At 66.1% G+C, this 18,422-nt stretch carries 15 protein-coding genes; 9 read left to right on the forward strand and 6 right to left on the reverse strand.

Annotated elements, in window-relative coordinates; translation table 11 throughout:
- Positions 1-85: 85 nt before the first annotated feature.
- From AC3A6I_RS15630 to AC3A6I_RS15650, 5 genes are all read left to right on the forward strand, one after another.
- Entirely contained in the window at positions 86-1,567 is a 1,482-nt protein-coding gene (locus AC3A6I_RS15630; protein WP_487544671.1) for a sigma-54-dependent transcriptional regulator, read from the forward strand.
- A gap of 176 nt (positions 1,568-1,743) precedes the next feature.
- Positions 1,744-3,417, forward strand: coding sequence for a L,D-transpeptidase family protein (locus tag AC3A6I_RS15635; protein ID WP_487544672.1), 1,674 nt, complete (start codon positions 1,744-1,746; stop codon positions 3,415-3,417).
- A gap of 280 nt (positions 3,418-3,697) precedes the next feature.
- Positions 3,698-5,281 (forward strand): peptidoglycan L,D-endopeptidase MepK, encoded by a 1,584-nt coding sequence (locus tag AC3A6I_RS15640; protein WP_487544673.1) that lies wholly within the window; start codon positions 3,698-3,700, stop codon positions 5,279-5,281.
- Between the two features lie 95 nt (positions 5,282-5,376).
- Complete coding sequence (gene dxs / locus AC3A6I_RS15645) at positions 5,377-7,308, forward strand: 1-deoxy-D-xylulose-5-phosphate synthase (RefSeq protein ID WP_487544674.1); 1,932 nt, start codon at positions 5,377-5,379, stop codon at positions 7,306-7,308.
- Positions 7,309-7,497: 189 nt separating this feature from the next.
- Positions 7,498-8,991, forward strand: a complete 1,494-nt coding sequence (locus tag AC3A6I_RS15650; RefSeq protein ID WP_487544676.1) for a helicase HerA domain-containing protein — start codon at positions 7,498-7,500, stop codon at positions 8,989-8,991.
- A 297-nt stretch (positions 8,992-9,288) separates the two neighbouring features.
- On the opposite strand, the gene AC3A6I_RS15655 is transcribed toward AC3A6I_RS15650, so the two are convergent.
- Positions 9,289-9,561 (reverse strand): DUF2312 domain-containing protein, encoded by a 273-nt coding sequence (locus AC3A6I_RS15655; protein WP_487544677.1) that lies wholly within the window; start codon positions 9,559-9,561, stop codon positions 9,289-9,291.
- 202 nt (positions 9,562-9,763) lie between these two features.
- Here AC3A6I_RS15655 and AC3A6I_RS15660 point away from each other — a divergent pair, with 202 nt between their 5' ends.
- The 3 genes from AC3A6I_RS15660 to AC3A6I_RS15670 all read left to right on the forward strand — a co-directional run bounded on the left by AC3A6I_RS15660 (position 9,764) and on the right by AC3A6I_RS15670 (position 13,387).
- On the forward strand, positions 9,764-10,378 hold the full coding sequence (locus tag AC3A6I_RS15660; protein WP_487544678.1) for a DUF1036 domain-containing protein: 615 nt from the start codon (positions 9,764-9,766) through the stop codon (positions 10,376-10,378).
- Positions 10,375-11,811, forward strand: a complete 1,437-nt coding sequence (gene pyk / locus AC3A6I_RS15665; RefSeq protein WP_487544679.1) for a pyruvate kinase — start codon at positions 10,375-10,377, stop codon at positions 11,809-11,811. The genes AC3A6I_RS15660 and pyk overlap by 4 nt, the downstream gene beginning before the upstream one ends.
- Before the next feature lie 172 nt (positions 11,812-11,983).
- Positions 11,984-13,387 carry a M20/M25/M40 family metallo-hydrolase gene (locus AC3A6I_RS15670; RefSeq protein WP_487544680.1) on the forward strand — a complete coding sequence of 468 codons (1,404 nt, stop codon included), beginning with the start codon at positions 11,984-11,986 and terminating at the stop codon, positions 13,385-13,387.
- 213 nt (positions 13,388-13,600) lie between these two features.
- Here the strand turns inward: AC3A6I_RS15670 and ykgO are convergent, their stop codons facing one another.
- Positions 13,601-13,726, reverse strand: coding sequence for a type B 50S ribosomal protein L36 (gene ykgO / locus AC3A6I_RS15675; protein WP_055046235.1), 126 nt, complete (start codon positions 13,724-13,726; stop codon positions 13,601-13,603).
- A 172-nt stretch (positions 13,727-13,898) separates the two neighbouring features.
- On the opposite strand from ykgO, the gene AC3A6I_RS15680 reads away from it, so the two are divergent.
- Positions 13,899-14,366 (forward strand): response regulator transcription factor, encoded by a 468-nt coding sequence (locus AC3A6I_RS15680; protein WP_487544681.1) that lies wholly within the window; start codon positions 13,899-13,901, stop codon positions 14,364-14,366.
- 205 nt (positions 14,367-14,571) lie between these two features.
- Here the strand turns inward: AC3A6I_RS15680 and AC3A6I_RS15685 are convergent, their stop codons facing one another.
- The 4 genes from AC3A6I_RS15685 to AC3A6I_RS15700 are packed head-to-tail and all read right to left on the reverse strand — an operon-like array spanning position 14,572 to position 18,402.
- Entirely contained in the window at positions 14,572-15,579 is a 1,008-nt protein-coding gene (locus AC3A6I_RS15685) for an ABC transporter ATP-binding protein (protein WP_487544682.1), read from the reverse strand.
- Positions 15,579-16,562 carry an ABC transporter ATP-binding protein gene (locus AC3A6I_RS15690; RefSeq protein ID WP_487544684.1) on the reverse strand — a complete coding sequence of 328 codons (984 nt, stop codon included), beginning with the start codon at positions 16,560-16,562 and terminating at the stop codon, positions 15,579-15,581. The genes AC3A6I_RS15685 and AC3A6I_RS15690 overlap by 1 nt, the downstream gene beginning before the upstream one ends.
- Before the next feature lie 2 nt (positions 16,563-16,564).
- The gene (locus AC3A6I_RS15695) at positions 16,565-17,479 is read right to left on the reverse strand and encodes an ABC transporter permease (protein WP_487544685.1); all 915 of its coding nucleotides are present in this window, start codon (positions 17,477-17,479) and stop codon (positions 16,565-16,567) included.
- On the reverse strand, positions 17,479-18,402 hold the full coding sequence (locus tag AC3A6I_RS15700; protein ID WP_487544686.1) for an ABC transporter permease subunit: 924 nt from the start codon (positions 18,400-18,402) through the stop codon (positions 17,479-17,481). Before AC3A6I_RS15700 ends, AC3A6I_RS15695 begins: the two co-directional genes overlap by 1 nt.
- Between the last annotated feature and the right edge of the window lie 20 nt (positions 18,403-18,422).

Raw genomic sequence — 18,422 nt, forward strand, 5'->3', positions numbered from 1 at the left:
CCCTCACCACATGCTGCGCCAAAACGGCACAGCACGATTCGCCGGGCGGGCAGTCGTGCGAATGACAACAAGTCCTTGGGGGACCATGACGCGCGTTCTGATCGTCGATGACGACATCGTCCAGCTCCGGCTGACTTCCGAAGTAGCGAGCCGGGCGGGCTTCGCTGCGGTCACCGCCACGGGCGGCATGCAGGCGCTGGAGCTGCTCCGCGCCGACCCCGGCATCGGCGCCGTGATCCTCGACCTCGTCATGCCCGATCTCGACGGCATGGCGGTGATGGAGGCGATGCGACGCGAAGGCATCGCCACCCCGGTCATTGTTCAGTCGGCTCATTCGTCGATGGATACCGTCGTCACCGCGATGCGGCACGGCGCCGCCGATTTCTTCGTCAAGCCGGTCGCGCCCGAACGCATGATCGTGTCGCTGCGCAATGCGCTGAAGCTGGGCGAGCTCGAAGCCCTGGTGCGGACCGACCGCAGCCGGCGCACTGGCACGCTGGGCACCGGTGACATCGTTACCCGCGCCTCGATCATGGATCGCGTGCTGCTGCTGGCCAGCAAGGCGGCGAAATCGACCATCCCGGTGCTGATCGAAGGCGAGGCGGGCGTCGGCAAGGACCTCGTCGCCCGCGTCATCCACGGTTCCAGCGATCGCGCGGGCAAGCCCTTCGTGGTCGTCGACTGCGGCGCCCTGCCCGCCGAACGCGCCGACATTATCCTGTTCGGCTGCAAGAAGGGCACCGACGGCGCCACCGCCGACCTGCCCGGCAAGTTCGTCGAAGCCCAGGGCGGCACCATCTTCCTCGACGAAGTCGGCGAACTGCCCCTCGACACCCAGGCAAAGCTGCTGCGCGTCATCCAGGAGGGCGAGATCGAGCCGGCGGGTGCGGAGCGCCCCATGCGCGTCAATGTCCGCATCGTCTCCGCAACGCGCCGGCGGCTACTGAACCTCACCCGCGAGGGCGCCTTCCGCGAGGACCTGTTCTACCGGCTCAACGTCCTGCCGGTTTACGTGCCGCCGCTGCGCGACCGGCTCGACGACCTGCCGTTGCTGGTGGATCACTTCATCGCCCGGCTGGCGGCCGAGGCTGGGCGGCGCACGATCGGAATCTCCGACGCGGCGCTGGAGCTGCTGCGCCGCTACAATTGGCCCGGCAACGTCCGGCAGCTCGAGAATGCCGTCTATCGCGCCATCATCCTCTCCGACAGCGCCTATCTGCAGTCGGTCGACTTCCCGCAGATCGTCGCCAGCGGTGCCGGCCGGGACGAAGCGATGCGCCAGGCAACGGCCGCGCCAACCCCTTCAGTTCCCGTTCATATCGACGCCGCTAGCACTCGCTCCAGCGAGGCGGCGGGGCGGCACTCCGCAGCCGATCGTTTCGTGGCAGAGGGTGGCGAGGTCGCCGCGCTGGCCGATGTCGAGCGGGACCTGATCGTCTTCGCGCTGCGCCACTACGGCTACCGCATGTCGCGCGTCGCCCGGGCGCTCGGGATCGGTCGCTCGACGCTCTATCGCAAGCTGAGGGAATACGGCCTCGATGAAGGTTTGGAGAGCGATGCGGCCTGACCTTCACGGCGGTGAAGTTGCAGCAAATCCACACTCGCTGCTCACGAAATTGCGAGGAATTGTCGGCGTTAAGGAATGTGGGCTAAGCCAGTCTAATCCGCTTGACCAGGCCGGCTCCTCCTGCCGGTTGTTCGGGCGCGGACAGCCCTTTTTGGGGCATGGGCACGGAGTAGTTTATGAGCAAGCTTAAGGCCTTGTTGTTGGCGGGTACCGTGGCGCTCGCGTCCCCCTATGCGGCGGTGGCGCAGGAAGTCGTGACGGTGGCCGGGATCGAGACGACTCGCGTCGTGATCGCCCCGCCGCGCAGCGAACTCGCCCGCATCATCAAGGCCGGCCTGTCGGCCTCCTACGCGGCGACCCAGAAGGGCACGCGTGCCTACCAGCAGACCCAGAAGCTCTACTTCTTCTATGGCGCGCGCCACTTCGAGCCGCTCTGGCTCAGCCAAGGCGACGATGGCGCCATCGTCTTCTCGCCCAAGGCCGAGAAGATCATGGACGTGTTCAAGAAGTCCGAGCTCGAGGGCTTTCGCCCCGCCGATTACCTGACGCCAGACCTCGACGTTGCCGCCGCCGGCAGTGATCCGGCCAAGCTCGCCGCGCTGGAGACGGCGTTTTCGGCCGCGGCGATCAAGTATGCCCAGGATGCGTTCGGCGGCCGCGTGAACCCGCTCGACGTCAACAATACCTGGACCCTCGCGCCCAAGCGCATCAATGAAGCGGAACTGCTGGTGCAACTGGCCGAGGCCAACGATCCGGGCAAGCTCCTGCTCGATCTGTCGCCGACCCAGCCGGAATTCCTTGGTCTCAAGGCCGCGCTGGCCAAGTTCTACGATGGCTCGGTGATCGATGCCGCGGTGACCATCCCCGAGGGGAGCCTGCTGAAGCCGGGGGCGCAGGACGAACGCGTGACCCTGCTGCGCCAGCGGCTCGACGTGCCCGAGCCGGATATTCCGGAGACCGCCGGCGTCGCCGCCGCGGTCGACATCAATTATGACGAGCCGCTGGTCGAAGCCGTGAAGGCGTTCCAGGACAGCCTTGGCCTCAATGCTGACGGCGTCGTCGGCCCGGCGACGATCGCCGCACTCAACGGCGGTTCGGCGACGACCCGCGAGGACATCGTCGCCAACATGGAGCGCTGGCGCTGGGAGCCGAACGAGTACGGCGACTTCAACGTCATCGTGAACATTCCCGAATTCCGGCTCTGGATCATGAACAAGGACGAGGTCCACTACACCACGCGCGTGGTGGTGGGCACCGCCAAGCACCAGACAGCCGTGTTCAACGACGAAATCCGCCACATCGTCGTCAATCCGTACTGGAACGTGCCGGCCTCGATCGCCAGCAACGAGATCCGCCCGAACCTCATCGCCAATCCGGGCTATCTCAACGGCCAGAACATGGAGATGCTGTATGGCGGCAAGGTGGTCAACGCCGCCGCGATCGATTGGACGCAGACCAATATCCGGCAGTTCCACATCCGCCAGAAGCCGGGGCCGGGCAATGCGCTGGGGCAGGTGAAGTTCCTGTTCCCCAACCAGCACGACATCTACCTGCACGACACGCCGTCGAAGTCGTTGTTTGCCCGCTCCTTCCGGGCCTACAGCCATGGCTGCGTCCGCGTCGAGAACCCGTTCGAGTTCGCTGCCGCCCTGCTCGCGACCGAGCCGGACATGACGGCCGACACCCTGCAGGCCGCGTTCGGGCCGAAGGAGCGCTGGTTCAACCTCAAGAACAAGATCCCGGTCCACCTGTCCTACTTCACGCTGCGCGTCGACCCGGATGGCACCATCCGCTCCTACGGCGACGTGTATGGCATGAACGAGCGGTTGAAAGAGCTGCTCGAGCTGTAGAACCGGCAGGCAGTAACGGATAGTCTCCGTCGCGTGTGGCCGCGTATTGGCCAAGCGTTTACGGCTGCTTAGGAATTTGGCCTTGGTTCAGCCGAATTCAGGCGCTAGAAGACATCCACTGCAAGAGCCCGTCGGATTACGGTTCGTTAGCGTTAATCTCTTCCTATCGAAGTCACGCTAGCCTTGCCGGACTGTTGGGTCACACTGGGTCGGTTGGGGCGTGTCGGGTAAGTCTTTGCGATTTTGGCGCTCTTTGCCGCGGCTGCTCATGGCCGCGACGATGGCTTTGACCACGCTGGTGCCGACCACCACGGTGCCGGCCGGAGCCGCCTTCTCGCTGTTCGGTTCGGGCGAAGGCGACCGGACGCTGTGGCTCTACCACACCCATACGCGGCAAGAAGGCCGCTTCACCTTCAAGCGCAACGGCAAATACGACCAGGCCGTGCTGAAGCAGCTCAACGTGTTCCTCGCCGACTGGCGCACCAAGGAACCGACCAAGATGGACCCCGCCCTGTTCGATCTCCTGTGGGAGGTCTACCAGGATGTCGGCGGCAAGCAGCCCTACAATATCGTTTCATCCTACCGTTCGCCCAAGACCAACGCCATGCTTGCGTCCAAATCCTCGGGCGTCGCCGATAACAGCCAGCACATGCGCGGCAAGGCGATGGACGTGTTCATCCCCGGCGTGAACCTTTCCAAGCTGCGCGAAGTGGCGATGTACCACCAGGTCGGCGGCGTCGGCTATTATCCGACCTCCGGCAGCCCCTTCATCCACATGGATACCGGCAATGTGCGCGCCTGGCCGCGCATGACCCGGGCGCAGCTCAAGAAGGTCTTCCCCGACGGCAAGACCCTGCATCTACCCACCGACGGCAAGCCGCTGTCGAACCAGGGCCGCGCCTATGCCCAGGCCGAATGGACCAAGTGCCATTCCGTGCCCTGCGACGGCGGCGCCCGCTATGTACCCGAGCCCGAAGTGATGCTCGCCGACAATGCCGAGGAAGCAGCGCCGATCCCGGCGATCCGGCCGCGCGCGCTCGGCGGCAATGCCGAGATCCTGCTCGCCTCCGCCGAGGAGCCGACCCAGCGCGTGGTGCCGACCTTCGCCGTAACGGCGCCGGTCCCGGTCTCGCGCAGCACTGACGGTGACCTGACCATCGCCGCGCTGGCGCAGCCCGGGGACGCATCCGCCTACGCGGCGGTAGGCGCGCCGATGCCGGTGACGAAATCGGAGCGGCTGACGCTCGCGACCCGCGGCCCGATTGCCGGCGAAACCGCCGTGGCGGCACTCGAAGCCATGGATGTCCCCAGGCCGCGCGTACTGATGTCGCCGAGGGATAACGTCGTGACGGCCTACGTGCCGACCAGCCCGAACCCCGGCGCGCAGCAGGCGCTCGAGATGATCATCGAGCGCGAAACCGCCGCTGCGCCCAAGCTGCCGACCCCGGCGCAGCTGATTGCGCCCGATAACATCCGCACCGCCTCACTCGGCGGCGCGCCGGACAATGCCGGGCTGAAGGGCATGTTCGACATGACCTTCAATGCGCTCACCGGCAACGCGCCCTCGCCCATGCAGCAGGCGCTGACCGCACTCGCCACCAGCCGCCAGCCCAATGACAGCATTGCCATGCGGCAGGTTGAGTTCGTGGCGCCCGAGATCGACCACGTCAACGATACGCTGGTGCACCCGGCGCCGATGCAGACCGCCTTCTGGTCCGAGCTCAGCGATGCCGAGGGCTATCTCGACAAGGGCACCGAGCTCGGCCCGCTCACCGGTCGCGTCGACTTCCTTCCCGAGAATGCCGCAATCCCCGCCTACGACCACTTCGTCACCTCTGGCCTGCAACTGGTGGCGGAGCGCTAAGACGCCGCGGCAGCAATGCATTGCATTGGCTGTGCCGAGGTTCTAAGTCTCGGCAAGCAATTCGGCCGCGTCACCGGCAACTGGATCGGTAATTTTTGGACAAGCCGCAGACACCGCTGCTCGATCGGGTGCATACGCCCGCCGATCTCAAATCCCTGTCGCGCGAAGACCTCCGGCAGCTCGCCGACGAGTTGCGCTCGGAAGTCATCGACGCCGTCTCGGTCACCGGCGGGCACCTGGGCGCGGGCCTCGGCGTGGTCGAGCTGACCGTTGCCATCCACGCCACCTTCGATACCCCGAACGACCGCCTGATCTGGGACGTCGGCCACCAGGCCTACCCGCACAAGGTGCTGACCGGCCGCCGCGACCGCATCCGCACCCTGCGCCAGAAGGACGGCCTGTCGGGCTTCACCCGCCGCGCCGAAAGCGAATACGACCCGTTCGGCGCCGGCCATTCCTCGACCTCGATTTCGGCCGGCCTCGGCATGGCCGTCGCCTCCGACCTGAAGGGCGAGCGCCGCAACGTCGTGGCGGTGATCGGCGACGGCGCCATGTCGGCCGGCATGGCCTATGAGGCGATGAACAATGCCGGCGCCATGGACGCCCGGCTGATCGTCATCCTCAACGACAACGACATGTCGATCGCCCCTCCCACCGGCGCGATGCGGAGTTATCTCGCCAAGCTCGTTTCCGGCCCGTTTTATCGCGGCGTGCGCGACACGGCGAAATCGATCACCGAGAAGATGCCGCGCCTCATCCACGAGACGGCGCGCAAGACCGAGGAATTCGCTCGCTCCTTCTTCACCGGCGGCACGCTGTTCGAGGAGCTCGGCTTCTTCTATGTCGGCCCCATCGACGGGCATAATCTGAACGACCTGATGGACGTGCTCGGCAATGCCAGCAAGTTCGAGGGCGGCCCGGTGCTGGTGCACGTGGTCACCAAGAAGGGCAAGGGCTACGCGCCGGCCGAGAACTCGGCCGACAAGTACCACGGCGTCAACAAGTTCAACGTCATCACCGGCGCTCAGGCCAAGCCGCAGTCGAACGCCCCGAGCTACACCTCGGTGTTCGCGACGAGCCTGATCGAGGAGGCCAGGGCCGACGACCGCGTCGTCGCCGTCACCGCAGCCATGCCCAACGGCACCGGCCTCGACAAGTTCGCCGAACTGTTCCCGACCCGCACCTTCGACGTCGGCATTGCCGAGCAGCACGCCGTGACCTTCGCCGCCGGCATGGCGACCGAGGGCATGAAGCCGTTCTGCGCCATCTACTCGACCTTCCTGCAGCGCGCCTACGACCAGGTGATCCACGATGTCGCCGTGCAGGGCCTGCCCGTGCGCTTCGCCATCGACCGCGCCGGATATGTCGGTGCCGACGGCCCGACCCATGCCGGCAACTACGACAACGCCTATCTTGGCACGATCCCGGGCATGGTGGTGATGGCTGCCGGCGATGAGGCCGAGCTGCGCCATATGGTGGCGACCGCCGCCGCCTATGACGAAGGCCCGATAGCCTTCCGCTACCCGCGCGGCGACGGCCTCGGCGTCGACATGCCGGCGCGCGGCAGCGTGCTCGAGGTCGGCAAGGGCCGGCTGCTGCGCGAGGGCAAGTCGGTCGCGCTGGTCAACTTCGGCACTCGGCTGGGCGAGGTGATCGCCGCGGGCGAGAAGCTGATGGGCTACGGGCTGAACCCGACCATCGCCGACATGCGGTTCCTGAAGCCGCTCGACGAGAAGCTGCTGGCGCGACTGGCGCATGAGCACGAGGTACTCATCACCATCGAGGAAGGCGGCCTTGGCGGCTTCGGCGGCCACGTCGCGACCTTCCTCGCGCGCAATGGCCTGCTCGACGGCAAGCTGAAATTCCGCCCGCTGATGATCCCGGATACGTTCACGGAACAAGCCGGGGTGGGCGACATGTACGCGGTGGCCGGGCTGGATCGGGCCGGGATTGTGGCCACGGCGCTGATGACGATGGGGATCGCGGACGACGCGGTCGCGGCGGCGGCAGTTCGGCCGAAGGCTTAGATTAGCGCACTTAGCCGCCCCCTCCACCAGCTACGCTGGTCCCCCTCCCCCGCCACGCAGGGGAGGATCGCGGCGAGATCGTGCCACAGCAGATCCTCCACCGTGAAACGGGGGAGGGGGACCGCCGAAGGCGGTGGAGGGGGCGGCAACACGCACCTACCCGACCCAAGAATCAGCTAACCAATCCCCATGCAGGTCGCGATCGACATGGGTGTGGCGCAGGGTGGCGCCGGGGCGGAGCTTGATCTCGAGGAACTGCTCGCCACCCGCTTGCTCGTGCAGGGCAATTCCGGTTCCGGCAAATCGCACCTTCTCCGGCGGCTGCTCGAACAGAGCGCGCCCTGGGTGCAGCAATGCATCGTCGATCCGGAAGGTGATTTCGTCACGCTGGCCGACCGCTACGGCCACCTCGTCGTCGACGCCTCCCGTTCCGAGAACGAGCTGACCACCATCGCCGCGCGCGTGCGCCAGCATCGCGTCTCGGTGGTGCTGAGCCTCGAGGGCCTCGACGTCGAGCAGCAGATGCGCTGCGCCGCGGCTTTCCTCGGCGGCCTGTTCGATGCCGACCGCGACTACTGGTATCCGATGCTGGTGGTGGTCGACGAAGCGCAGATCTTTGCACCCGCCATTGCCGGCGAAGTATCCGACGAAGCGCGAAAACTGTCGCTCGGCGCGATGACCAACCTGATGTGCCGCGGCCGCAAGCGTGGCCTCGCCGGCGTGATCGCCACCCAGCGATTGGCCAAGCTCGCCAAGAACGTCGCCGCCGAGGCCTCCAATTTCCTCATGGGCCGGACCTTCCTCGATATCGATATGGCCCGCGCCGCCGACCTGCTCGGCATGGAGCGGCGGCAGGCCGAGATGTTCCGCGACCTGCAGCGCGGCCATTTCGTCGCCCTCGGCCCTGCCCTGTCACGCCGCCCGCTGCCGCTGGTGATCGGCGCCGTCGAGACTTCGGCCCGCTCGGCCAGCCCCAAGCTCATGCCGCTGCCCGAAGCGCCGGTGGATGCCAAAGAGCTGATCTTCGCTCCCCTGCCGGAAGCCGTACCGCGTCCGGTTCGCCGCCCGCCCCCGCCTCCGCCGCCATCGACGACGGAACTGCTGGCGCAGGTGGTGCGCAGCCAGCAGCCGGCGCAGGCCGCCGACGAGCCGGAGATCGACGAAGCCGAACGCGAGGCTGCGCTCGATGATGTCATCCGCGAGCTGCTCGATGACCCCGATGCTGCGTTCCGCTCGGTCGCGGTGCTGTACCAGGATTTCCTCGTCCGCTGCCGCATCCGCCGGGTGCGCGGCGAAGCCCTGGTGCTGCCGGCCTTCCGCCGGAAACTCGCCGTCGTGCGCGCCGGGGTCGATGCCGAGGCGGCGGGTTCGGAGACCTGGCAGCAGGCCTTGGCACTGTCGGCATCCCTCGCCGACGATGTGCAGGGCGTATTCCTCGTCCTCGCCCGCGCCGCGCTCGAAGGCGCGCCCTGCCCGTCCGATGCCGCCATCGCCCGCGCCTATGGCACGCATTCGACCGGCCGCGCCCGGCGCATGCTCGCCTATTTCGAGGAGCGCGGTCTGATCGTCGTCCGCATGGACCTCAGGAACCAGCGCATCGTCGCCTTCCCCGACCTCGGCACCGAGACCGGGCCGGGCAATCCGGATGCGCCCGAGTACGACGAGCGCAGCGCCGCCGAATAGCGTCGCGTCCTCGGACTGATTGTTCGTCCACGGAGTCATTCCCGCGAAAGCGGGAACCTCTGTTTTGGGCGGCCAAACGGAGGCCCCCGCTTTCGCGGGGGTGACCCTGGGGATGGAGAACATCCGGGGGAAGCCGCCGAATAAGAAAGGCCGCCTCATGGGCGGCCTTCTGGTTGTCTACCCCGATGTCACCCCGGCGCAGGCCGGGGTCCATCCTGAGGTCTCTCCTCCCCCACAGCGAGATGAAGCATCTCAGGCTGGATTCCAGCCTTGCCGGAATGACCGTGAGTGGAAAACTTACTCGAGGTCGCTCGGCGCGGCCTGCATGCCCAGCGCGGTCATGTAGAGCTCGAGCAGCGCTTCCTGCTCCAGGCGCTCATTGGCGTCCTGCTTGCGGATCGAGATAATCTTGCGCAGCACCTTGGTGTCGAACCCGTTGCCCTTGGCTTCGGCATAGACTTCCTTGATGTCGCCGGCGATGGCGGCCTTCTCTTCTTCGAGCCGCTCGATCCGCTCGATGAACGCCTTGATCTGGTCCTGCGCGACGCTGTCGGGAGAGACGGTGGACATGGATGCTATTCCTCTTCGTTTCGGCCCCCGTTCAACCCGCTTGAGGCGGCGCGATCAAGCCCATTCGGCGGCAATCCACATCGCCTGCCACATGGCGTTTCGCAATTCCGACAAAAGCCTCCGATAGCGGTTGACAGAGCGGCGGGCACTGCGCACAAACACCACCGCTGCAATCGTTTTCACCCGAAATCCGGACGGTTCATTGCGCTACCTCCTGGCTATCGCTGGTGTCCTGGTTGCCGCCATCGCTGCGGCGGGCCTGTGGATGGTGATGCCGCGTTCGAGCCCCGCGGTGGCGCAGGACCAGCCCCCAGCCGCAACTGAACCGGCTCCTGCCCCGGAAGATGTTGGTGAAGGCAGCTTTCGCGTCTGCAACGAGACTGCCAACCGCGTCTCCATCGCCTTCGGCTACCGCGCCGACAAGGGCTGGCAGTCGGAAGGCTGGTGGGTAGCCGAACCCGACAAGTGCGTGACCGTCTACCGCGGCAATCTCGAAGCCCGCCGCTACTACTATCTCTATGCCGCCGACGACGTGAGCGGCGGGGCCTGGGACGGCAACGTCTTCATGTGCACCCGTGACGAAACCTTCACAATCTTCGGGGTTGAGGATTGCCTGGCGCGCGGCTACGAACGCACGGGCTTTTTCGAGGTCGATACGAATAATCGCAGCGATTGGACGCTGCAGCTGACCGAGGGCGAGATGGTCAGTGGCGACGATGCCGGCGAGGGCGATATGCCGCTCGAGGGTGACCTGCCGACCGATGGCGAGACGCCGCCGGACGAGCAGTCAGGTGATGAAGAAACGGATGCACAATGAGACGCATGAGACGCGTGAAGATCGTCGCGACCCTGGGGCCGGCCTCCCACGACGAAGCAACGATCGAGAAACTGGCGCGCGCCGGTGCGGACGTGTTCCGCATCAATATGAGCCATGCCAGCCATGAGCTGCTGAGGCAGACCGTCGGCTACATCCGCAACGTCGAGTCCCGACTGCACCATCCGCTCGGCGTGCTGGTCGATCTGCAAGGCCCCAAGCTGCGCGTCGGCAAGTTCGCCGATGGCGCCATTCAGCTGGTGCAGGGCGGCAAGTTCACCCTCGACGGCTCCGATGCGCCGGGCACCACCGAGCGCGTCTATCTGCCTCATCCCGAAATCCTCGAGAGCGTATCGGTGGGCGATCGCCTGCTGCTCGATGACGGCAAGCTCCAGCTCCGCGCCACCAAGGTTGGCGGCGGGCAGGTCGAAACCGAGGTGATCTATGGCGGCAAGCTTTCCGACCGCAAGGGCGTGAGCCTGCCCGATACCCTGCTGCCGATGGGCGCGCTGACCGAGAAGGACCACGCCGACCTGCTCAAGGGCCTCGAGGCAGAGGCCGACTGGATCGCCGTCAGCTTCGTGCAGCGGCCCGAGGATATCATCGATATCCGCAAGATCGTCCAGGGCCGCGCCGGCGTCATGGCCAAGATCGAAAAGCCCCAGGCGGTGGAGCGGCTCGAGGAGATCATCAAGCTGTGCGACGCCTTCATGGTGGCGCGTGGCGACCTCGGCGTCGAAATGCCGCTCGAGCAGGTCCCGGGCCTGCAAAAGCGCATGATCCGCATCGCCCGTCGCTACGGCAAGCCTGTGGTCGTCGCGACCCAGATGCTCGAATCGATGATCACCTCGCCGGTGCCGACCCGCGCCGAAGTGTCGGACGTGTCGATCGCCGTGTTCGAAGGCGCCGATGCCGTGATGCTCTCGGCCGAAAGCGCTTCGGGCCAGTATCCGGTCGAAGCCGTGACCATGATGAACAAGGTGGCCGTGGCCGTCGAAGGCGACGTCAACTACCGCTCCATCATCCGCGCCCAGGGTGTCGAGCCCGAAGCGACCGCCGCCGACGCCATTTCGGCGGCGACCCGGCAGGTGGCCGAGACGCTCGATCTCGCCGCCATCGTCACCTACACCTCGTCCGGCTCGACTGCCATCCGCGCCGCCCGCGAGCGGCCGAGCAAGCCGATCCTGGTGCTATCGCCGAACCTGCGTACGGTGCGCCGGCTGTCGGTGGTGTGGGGCGTCCATTGCGTTGAGAGCCCCGATGCGGTGAATCTCGAGGACATGGTCGATCGCGCCTGCGTCATCGCCTACCAGGAGGGCCTCGCCCGTCCCGGCGACCGCATCGCCATCACCGCCGGCATTCCGCTCGGCACCCCGGGCGCCACCAACATGCTGCGCATCGCCTTCGTCCGCCAGGACGGCGCCGGCTCGTCGTAAGGCTCCGGGCTGATCCCGAAAGGCCCCCTCACCCGCCGCTGCGCGGCGACCTCTCCCCCAAAGGGAGAGGTGAAGCGGGGGCTCGATCGTGCCACAACACCACCTCTCCCTTGGGGGAGAGGTCGGCCCGCAGGGCCGGGTGAGGGGGCCTTCCCCCAAACAAGGAATAGCCATGTCCCAGCTTGATGCCGCCCAAGCCCTTACACAAGCATTGGCCCATGCCGATGCTCATCTCGACGAGAGCGTGGCGCGCCTGAAGACGCTGGTCGCCATCAAGTCGATCTCGACCGATCCGGCCTATGCCGGCGAAGTCCGCAAGGCGGCCGACTGGCTGACCGCCGAGCTCAACGGCCTAGGCTTCGACGCCTCCGTGCGCCCCACTACCGGCCACCCGATGGTTGTCGGCCACGACCAGTCGGCGAGCGGCCCGCATGTCCTGTTCTACGCTCATTACGACGTGCAGCCGGTCGATCCGCTGAACCTGTGGCACACCGACCCGTTCGTCGCGACCGAGGTGAAGGACGACAATGGCGAGACCCGCCTCGTCGGTCGCGGCACCTCCGACGACAAGGGGCAGCTGCTGACCTTCGTCGAAGCCTGCCGCGCCTGGAAGGCCGTCAACGGCCCCCTGCCGATCAAGGTGAGCCTGTTCTTCGAGGGCGAGGAGGAGAGCGGCAGCCCGTCCCTCAAGCCCTTCCTGCGCGACGCCAAGGCCGAGCTCGGCGCCGCCGATATCGCGCTCGTCTGCGATACCGACCTGTGGAACCGCGATACCCCGTCCATCGTCACCATGCTGCGCGGCCTCGTCGGCGAAGAGGTGGAGATCACCTGCGCCAGCCACGACCTGCATTCGGGCATGTATGGCAATGCCGCGCGCAACCCGATCCAGGTGCTCGCCGACATCATCGCCTCGCTGCGCAATCCCGATGGCAGCGTCGCCGTCGAAGGTTTTTACGACGACGTCGCCGAACTGCCCGCGGACATCGCGGCCCTGTGGCAACGCCTACCCTATGACGAAGCCGCGTTCATGAAGGGCGCCGGGCTCACCACCCCGGCCGGCGAGCAGGGCCGCTCGGTGCTCGAACAGACCCGCGCGCGTCCCACCTGCGAGATCAACGGCATCACCGGCGGCTATGTCGGGGATGGCTTCAAGACCGTGATCCCCGCCAAGGCCAGCGCCAAGATCTCGTTCCGGCTGGTGAGCAACCAGGACCCAGCAAAGATCCGCGCCGCCTTCCGCAAGCACGTGACCGATCGCCTGCCCCCCGATGCGACCGCGACCTTCAAGGAACATGGCGGCAGCCCCGCCGTGTCGGTGCCGACCGATGGGCCGTTCCTGCGCAAGGCCGCGACCGCTCTGGCCGCCGAATGGGGTAACGAGGCCGCGCTGATCGGCTCCGGCGGCTCGATCCCGGTGGCCGGCGATTTCAAGCACATCCTCGGACTCGATACCCTGCTGATCGGCTTCGCCCTCGACGACGACCGCATCCACTCGCCGAACGAGAAATATGACCTGCGCAGCTTCCACAAGGGCATCCGCTCGTGGCTGCGGATTATTGCCGGGTTCGCTGAGTAGGGTTTTCGCCGGGAGAGAGGGCCCCCTCCCATCCTCCCCCATAAAGGGGGAGGTGCCGCATCCAGCGTGAGGCACCATCGAAGCCAAAGCCCCCGACTCTTCACCTCCCCCTTTATGGGGAGGCCGGGAGGGGGCCGTCCGCTTCAGCACGCCCCAAAAGAAAAAGGCCCGCTTGCGCGAGCCCTTTTTCAAAACGTCGTCATGAGCAGCAGCTCAGCCCTGGCGGGCCTTGTAGCGCTTGTCCACCTTGTTGATGATGTACACGCGACCGCGGCGGCGCACGAGCTTGTTGGCGCGATGGCGACCCATCAGAGCCTTGAGCGAATTGGTGACCTTCATTCCAGACCTCGGAACCGAAATAAAAAGAGGCGCCGCGCGCCCTTCGAATTGGCGCTGTACCTAAGGGTAAAACCCGCCCCTGTCAACGCCTGCACGCAGGTTTTCCGGGCCTTGCCGGTTAACTGGGCCGCAACCGCTTCGGCTTAGCCTGTGTAGCATGCCGCGGAGCCCGTTGGACCAACTCGATCTGCTTGTTGTCGATCCGTCGCCGCACATGACGACGCTGATCGCCCAGATGCTGCGCCATCTGAAAGTGCGCAGCGTCGCCGAGGCGCATGATGGCGGCGCGGCCGAAACCCTGCTGCTGTCGCGCCGCTACGGCGCCATCATGGTCAACGACACCCTGGCGCCGGTCGATGGCATGGCGCTCGTCCGCAACCTGCGCCTCGCCTCCGAGGGGCTGAATCGCGACACGCCGGTGATCATGATGTCGTCGGCCCCCGACGCCCTGGACGTCACCAGCGCCCGCGATGCCGGCGTCACTGAGTTCCTGCGCAAGCCGTTCGCGACCAGGCATATCGAAACCCGCCTGCTCTCGATCGTCGCCGCGCCACGCCCCTTTATCGAGGCCGGCAGCTATGCCGGCCCCGATCGCCGGCGGCGGCGCGTAAGCTATTCCGGCAGCAACCGCAGGCACTGACGCCGAGCGTGTGGCTCCACCCCACCCAGTTTCGCTAGGCCGCAAGCGGCCAAGGTCCACTACCCTCCCCATCAAGGGGAGGGAGACCGTGCACGAACCGAAGCACCAAGCCACTAAGGCCTGCAGTCGGCACTCCCTCCCCCTTGTGGGGAGGGGGGACCGCGTAGCGGGTGGGTGGGGGTGGCCACACCCATCAGCCCCCGCCTCAGGCCCCCGACTTCAGCTCGATCTCGTCCCACCGGATACAGGCCACCATCCGCCCACTCGGCAGCGTCTCCAGCGGCGGGCGCTTTTCGGCGCAGCGCGGCTGCGCAAACCTGCAGCGCGTGCGAAAGGTGCAGCCGGAGGGCTGGTTGATCGGCGAGGGGATTTCGCCGACGAGCCCGTCAATGGTGCGCTGGCGCGCCCGTTTCGGATCGGGGATCGGCACGGCGGTGAGCAGCGCCCGCGTATAGGGGTGCTTGGGGTCGTCGTAGAGCTCGTCGCCCTCGGCCAGCTCGACGATGCGGCCGAGATAGAGCACGAGGATGCGGTCCGAGACGTGCCGCACGACGCTCAGATTGTGGGAGATGAAGATCAGCGTCAGCCCCAGCCGCTCCTTGAGATCGGATAGCAGGTTCAGGATCTGCGCCTGGATCGACACGTCGAGCGCCGAAACCGGCTCGTCGCAGACGATCAGCTTGGGCTCGCTGATCAGCGCCCGGGCAATGCCGATGCGCTGCGCCTGCCCGCCCGAAAACTCGTGCGGATACCGGTTGATCATCTCGGGGAGCAGGCCCACCGCCTCCATGACCCGCAGCACGCGCTCGCGCCGGCCCTTGGCATTCACCTCGGGCATCAGCGTGCGCAGCGGATCGCCGATGATCTCGCCTACCGTCATGCGCGGGTTCAGCGAAGCCAGCGGATCCTGGAAGATGATCTGCAGGTCGCGCCGACGCTTGCGCATCTCCTCCTCGGGCAACCGGGTGATGTCCTGGCCGAGCCAGAGCACGCGGCCTTCGTCGGGCGCCAGCAGCTGCAGGATGCAGCGGCCGAGCGTGGACTTGCCGCAGCCGGATTCGCCGACGATGCCGAGCGTTTCGCCGCGCTTCACCGTGAAGCTGATATCCTGCAGCGCACGCAGCTGCAGGGGTTTTGAGAACAGGCCGGCAGAGATCGAGAAGCTCTTCGAAAGGTTCTCGATCCGGAGCAGATCCTGGGGCTTGTCCAGCATCAGGCTACCTTTTCATACTTGAGTTCGCCCTGGTACCAGCACGCCTTCTCGCGTGTGTCCTCGACCGGCATGAGCGGCGGCCGCTCGGAAAAGCAGCGATCGAAGCGGAAGGCACAGCGCGGGTGGAAGGCGCAGCCGGAGGGCAGATGTTCGAGGCTGGGCGGCAGCCCCTGGATCGGGTCGAGCCGCTGCGCGCGCTTGGCCACGTGCGGGGTCGAGTGCAGCAGCCCCAGCGTGTAGGGATGGCGCGGATCGTAGAACAGCGTATCCACCGGGCCCTTTTCAACACAGCGCCCGCCATACATCACCATCATGCGGTCGGCGACGCCGGCGACGACGCCGAGGTCGTGGGTGATCAGCACCAGCGCCGTGCCAAAATCGTTGGTGAGGTTCTTGAACAGGTCGAGCATCTGCGCCTGCACCGTCACGTCGAGCGCCGTAGTCGGCTCGTCCGCGATCAGCACCTTGGGCCGGCACAGGAGCGCCATGGCGATCATCACGCGCTGCCGCATGCCGCCCGAAAGCTCGTGCGGATAGGCATTGGCGCGCTTCACCGGTTCGGGGATGCCGACTCGCTCGAGCATCTCGATCACCGTGCGATAGGCCCGTTCCTCGTTATAGCCCTGGTGGCGCACCAGCACTTCGGCGAGCTGGGTGCGGATGCGCAGCGAGGGGTTCAGCGAAGTCATCGGATCCTGGAAGATCATGGCGATGTCCTTGCCGCGATAGCGGTCGAGCTCGCCGGGCGCGAGCCCGATGAGGTTGACATCGCCCATCATCGCGCGGCCGGACGCCCGGCCGTTCCTGGCGAGCAGGCCCATGATCGACAGGAAGGCCTGGCTCTTGCCCGAACCGCTTTCACCCACGATGGCGAGGGTTTCGCCCGCAGCCAGGGTGAAATCGAGATCGGACACCGCATGCACTTCGGATTCATGCAGCTGGAAGGTGACGTCGAGGCCGTCGACGGTGAGGACATCGGCCATATTCAGCGGTCCTTGGGATCGAGCGCGTCGCGCAGGCCGTCGCCGATATAGGAGAAGCAGACGAGCATGACGACGAGGAAGGCGGCGGGAGTGAACAGCATCCACGGCAGCGCCTCGGCCACCGGCGCGCCGAACGAAATCAGCGTACCGAGCGAGGTCTGCGGCTCCTGGACGCCGAGGCCCAGGTAGCTGAGGAAGCTTTCGGTGATAATGATCTCCGGGATGGTCAGCGTCGCGTAGATCACGACCGGCCCGGTGAGGTTGGGTACGATGTGCCTGAAGATGATGGTGAAGGGCCCTGCCCCGCCGGCCTTGGCCGCCTCGATGAACTCGCGCTGCTTGATCGAGAGCGTCTGTCCGCGAACGATACGCGCCATTGTCAGCCATTCGAGGCAGCCAATGCCCACGAACAGCAGCACCGGCGAGCGCCCGAAGATCACCACGAGGATGATGACGAACAGGATGTAGGGCAGCGCGTACATGATATCGACGAAGCGCATCATGATGGCGTCGACCTTGCCGCCGAAATAGCCGGCAATGGCGCCATAGACGATGCCGATGGCGACCGACACAGTCGTGGCGACCATGGCGACGAGCAGCGACATCTGCGTGCCCTGCAGCGTGCGCGCCAGCATGTCGCGACCGTTCTGGTCGGTGCCAGCATAGTGGCCCTTGGCCCAGTCGGGCGGCTTCCTGATGCCGGCCCAGTCGATCTTGTCATAGGCCCAGGGCAGGAAATACGGCCCCACGAGCGCGAACAGCACCAGCGCGGCCAAAACGAAGATCGAGACCAGCGCGGCCTTGTTGCCGCGCAGCCGGCGCAGCGCATCCTGCGTCAGCGAGCGGCCCTTGGGCGCGGTTTCCAGCGCCTGGGCGTAAGCGGTGAGGGTCGCGTCCTTGGCGGTGATACCGGCCATTATCGGTACCTCACCTTGGGATCGAGCCAGGCGTAGACGATGTCCACGAGCAGGTTGAGCGCGAGAATGATGAACACGTAGAGGATCGTTGTACCGAGCACGAGGCCGTAGTCGCGGTTGAGCGCGGCGGTGATGAAATACTTGCCGATGCCCGGCAGCGAGAATACCTGCTCGACCACCAGCGAACCGGTGAGCAGGTAGGAAAGACCCGGCCCCAGATAGGAGACAACCGGCAGCAGAGCCGGCTTGATGGCATGGCGGGCAAGGATCAGCCGCGTGCCCAGCCCCTTGGACCGGGCAGTGCGGATGAAGTTGGTGCCCAGCGTCTCGATCATCGAGCCACGCGTCAGCCGCGCAACGCGCGCTCCGTGCGGCATGGCGAGGATGAGGACCGGCAAAACGAGGTTGATCCACGCCCCCGGCGTATAGCCGCCAACCGGCAACCACCTCAGGTAAACGCCGAACACCAGCTGCACGATATTGGCCATCAGGAAGTTCGGGATGATGATCGGGATCAGCACCACGAAGACCAGCAGGTAATCGGGCCACTTGTTCTGGTTCACCGCGGCGATGGCGCCGGCAATGAAGCCCGCCAGCGTGCCGACGACGAAGGCGGTGAAGCCCAGCATCAGCGTGAAGGGCAGGCCGATGCCGATGAGCCGCGAGACGGTGAAATCCTTCATCACCATCGAGGGGCCGAAATCGCCCTGCAGCACGCCCGCCACATAGCGGAAGAACTGCATCACCAACGGTTCATCGAGGTGATAGTAGGCGCGCAGATTGCGCAGCTGATCGGGCGGCAGCGCGCGCTCGCCGTCGAACGGACCGCCGGGCGCCAGCCGCAGAATGAAGAAGCATACCGTGATCGTGAGCAGCACGATCGGTATAGCCGTGAGTACGCGCCTGAGCGCATAGCCTAGCATCTGTTTCGTGACCTTTCCCG

It is taken from the genome of Devosia sp. Soil_C_22, assembly GCF_057657195.1.

Bases quoted from the DNA above. Each gene is read 5' to 3' on its own strand.
- AC3A6I_RS15630 (WP_487544671.1), top strand. From the start codon at position 86: ATGACGCGCGTTCTGATCGTCGATGACGACATCGTCCAGCTCCGGCTG.
- AC3A6I_RS15635 (WP_487544672.1), top strand. From the start codon at position 1,744: ATGAGCAAGCTTAAGGCCTTGTTGTTGGCGGGTACCGTGGCGCTCGCG.
- AC3A6I_RS15640 (WP_487544673.1), top strand. From the start codon at position 3,698: ATGGCTTTGACCACGCTGGTGCCGACCACCACGGTGCCGGCCGGAGCC.
- AC3A6I_RS15650 (WP_487544676.1), top strand. From the start codon at position 7,498: ATGCAGGTCGCGATCGACATGGGTGTGGCGCAGGGTGGCGCCGGGGCG.
- AC3A6I_RS15655 (WP_487544677.1), bottom strand. From the start codon at position 9,561: ATGTCCACCGTCTCTCCCGACAGCGTCGCGCAGGACCAGATCAAGGCG.
- pyk (WP_487544679.1), top strand. From the start codon at position 10,375: ATGAGACGCATGAGACGCGTGAAGATCGTCGCGACCCTGGGGCCGGCC.
- AC3A6I_RS15670 (WP_487544680.1), top strand. From the start codon at position 11,984: ATGTCCCAGCTTGATGCCGCCCAAGCCCTTACACAAGCATTGGCCCAT.
- ykgO (WP_055046235.1), bottom strand. From the start codon at position 13,726: ATGAAGGTCACCAATTCGCTCAAGGCTCTGATGGGTCGCCATCGCGCC.
- AC3A6I_RS15685 (WP_487544682.1), bottom strand. From the start codon at position 15,579: ATGCTGGACAAGCCCCAGGATCTGCTCCGGATCGAGAACCTTTCGAAG.
- AC3A6I_RS15690 (WP_487544684.1), bottom strand. From the start codon at position 16,562: ATGGCCGATGTCCTCACCGTCGACGGCCTCGACGTCACCTTCCAGCTG.
- AC3A6I_RS15695 (WP_487544685.1), bottom strand. From the start codon at position 17,479: ATGGCCGGTATCACCGCCAAGGACGCGACCCTCACCGCTTACGCCCAG.
- AC3A6I_RS15700 (WP_487544686.1), bottom strand. From the start codon at position 18,402: ATGCTAGGCTATGCGCTCAGGCGCGTACTCACGGCTATACCGATCGTG.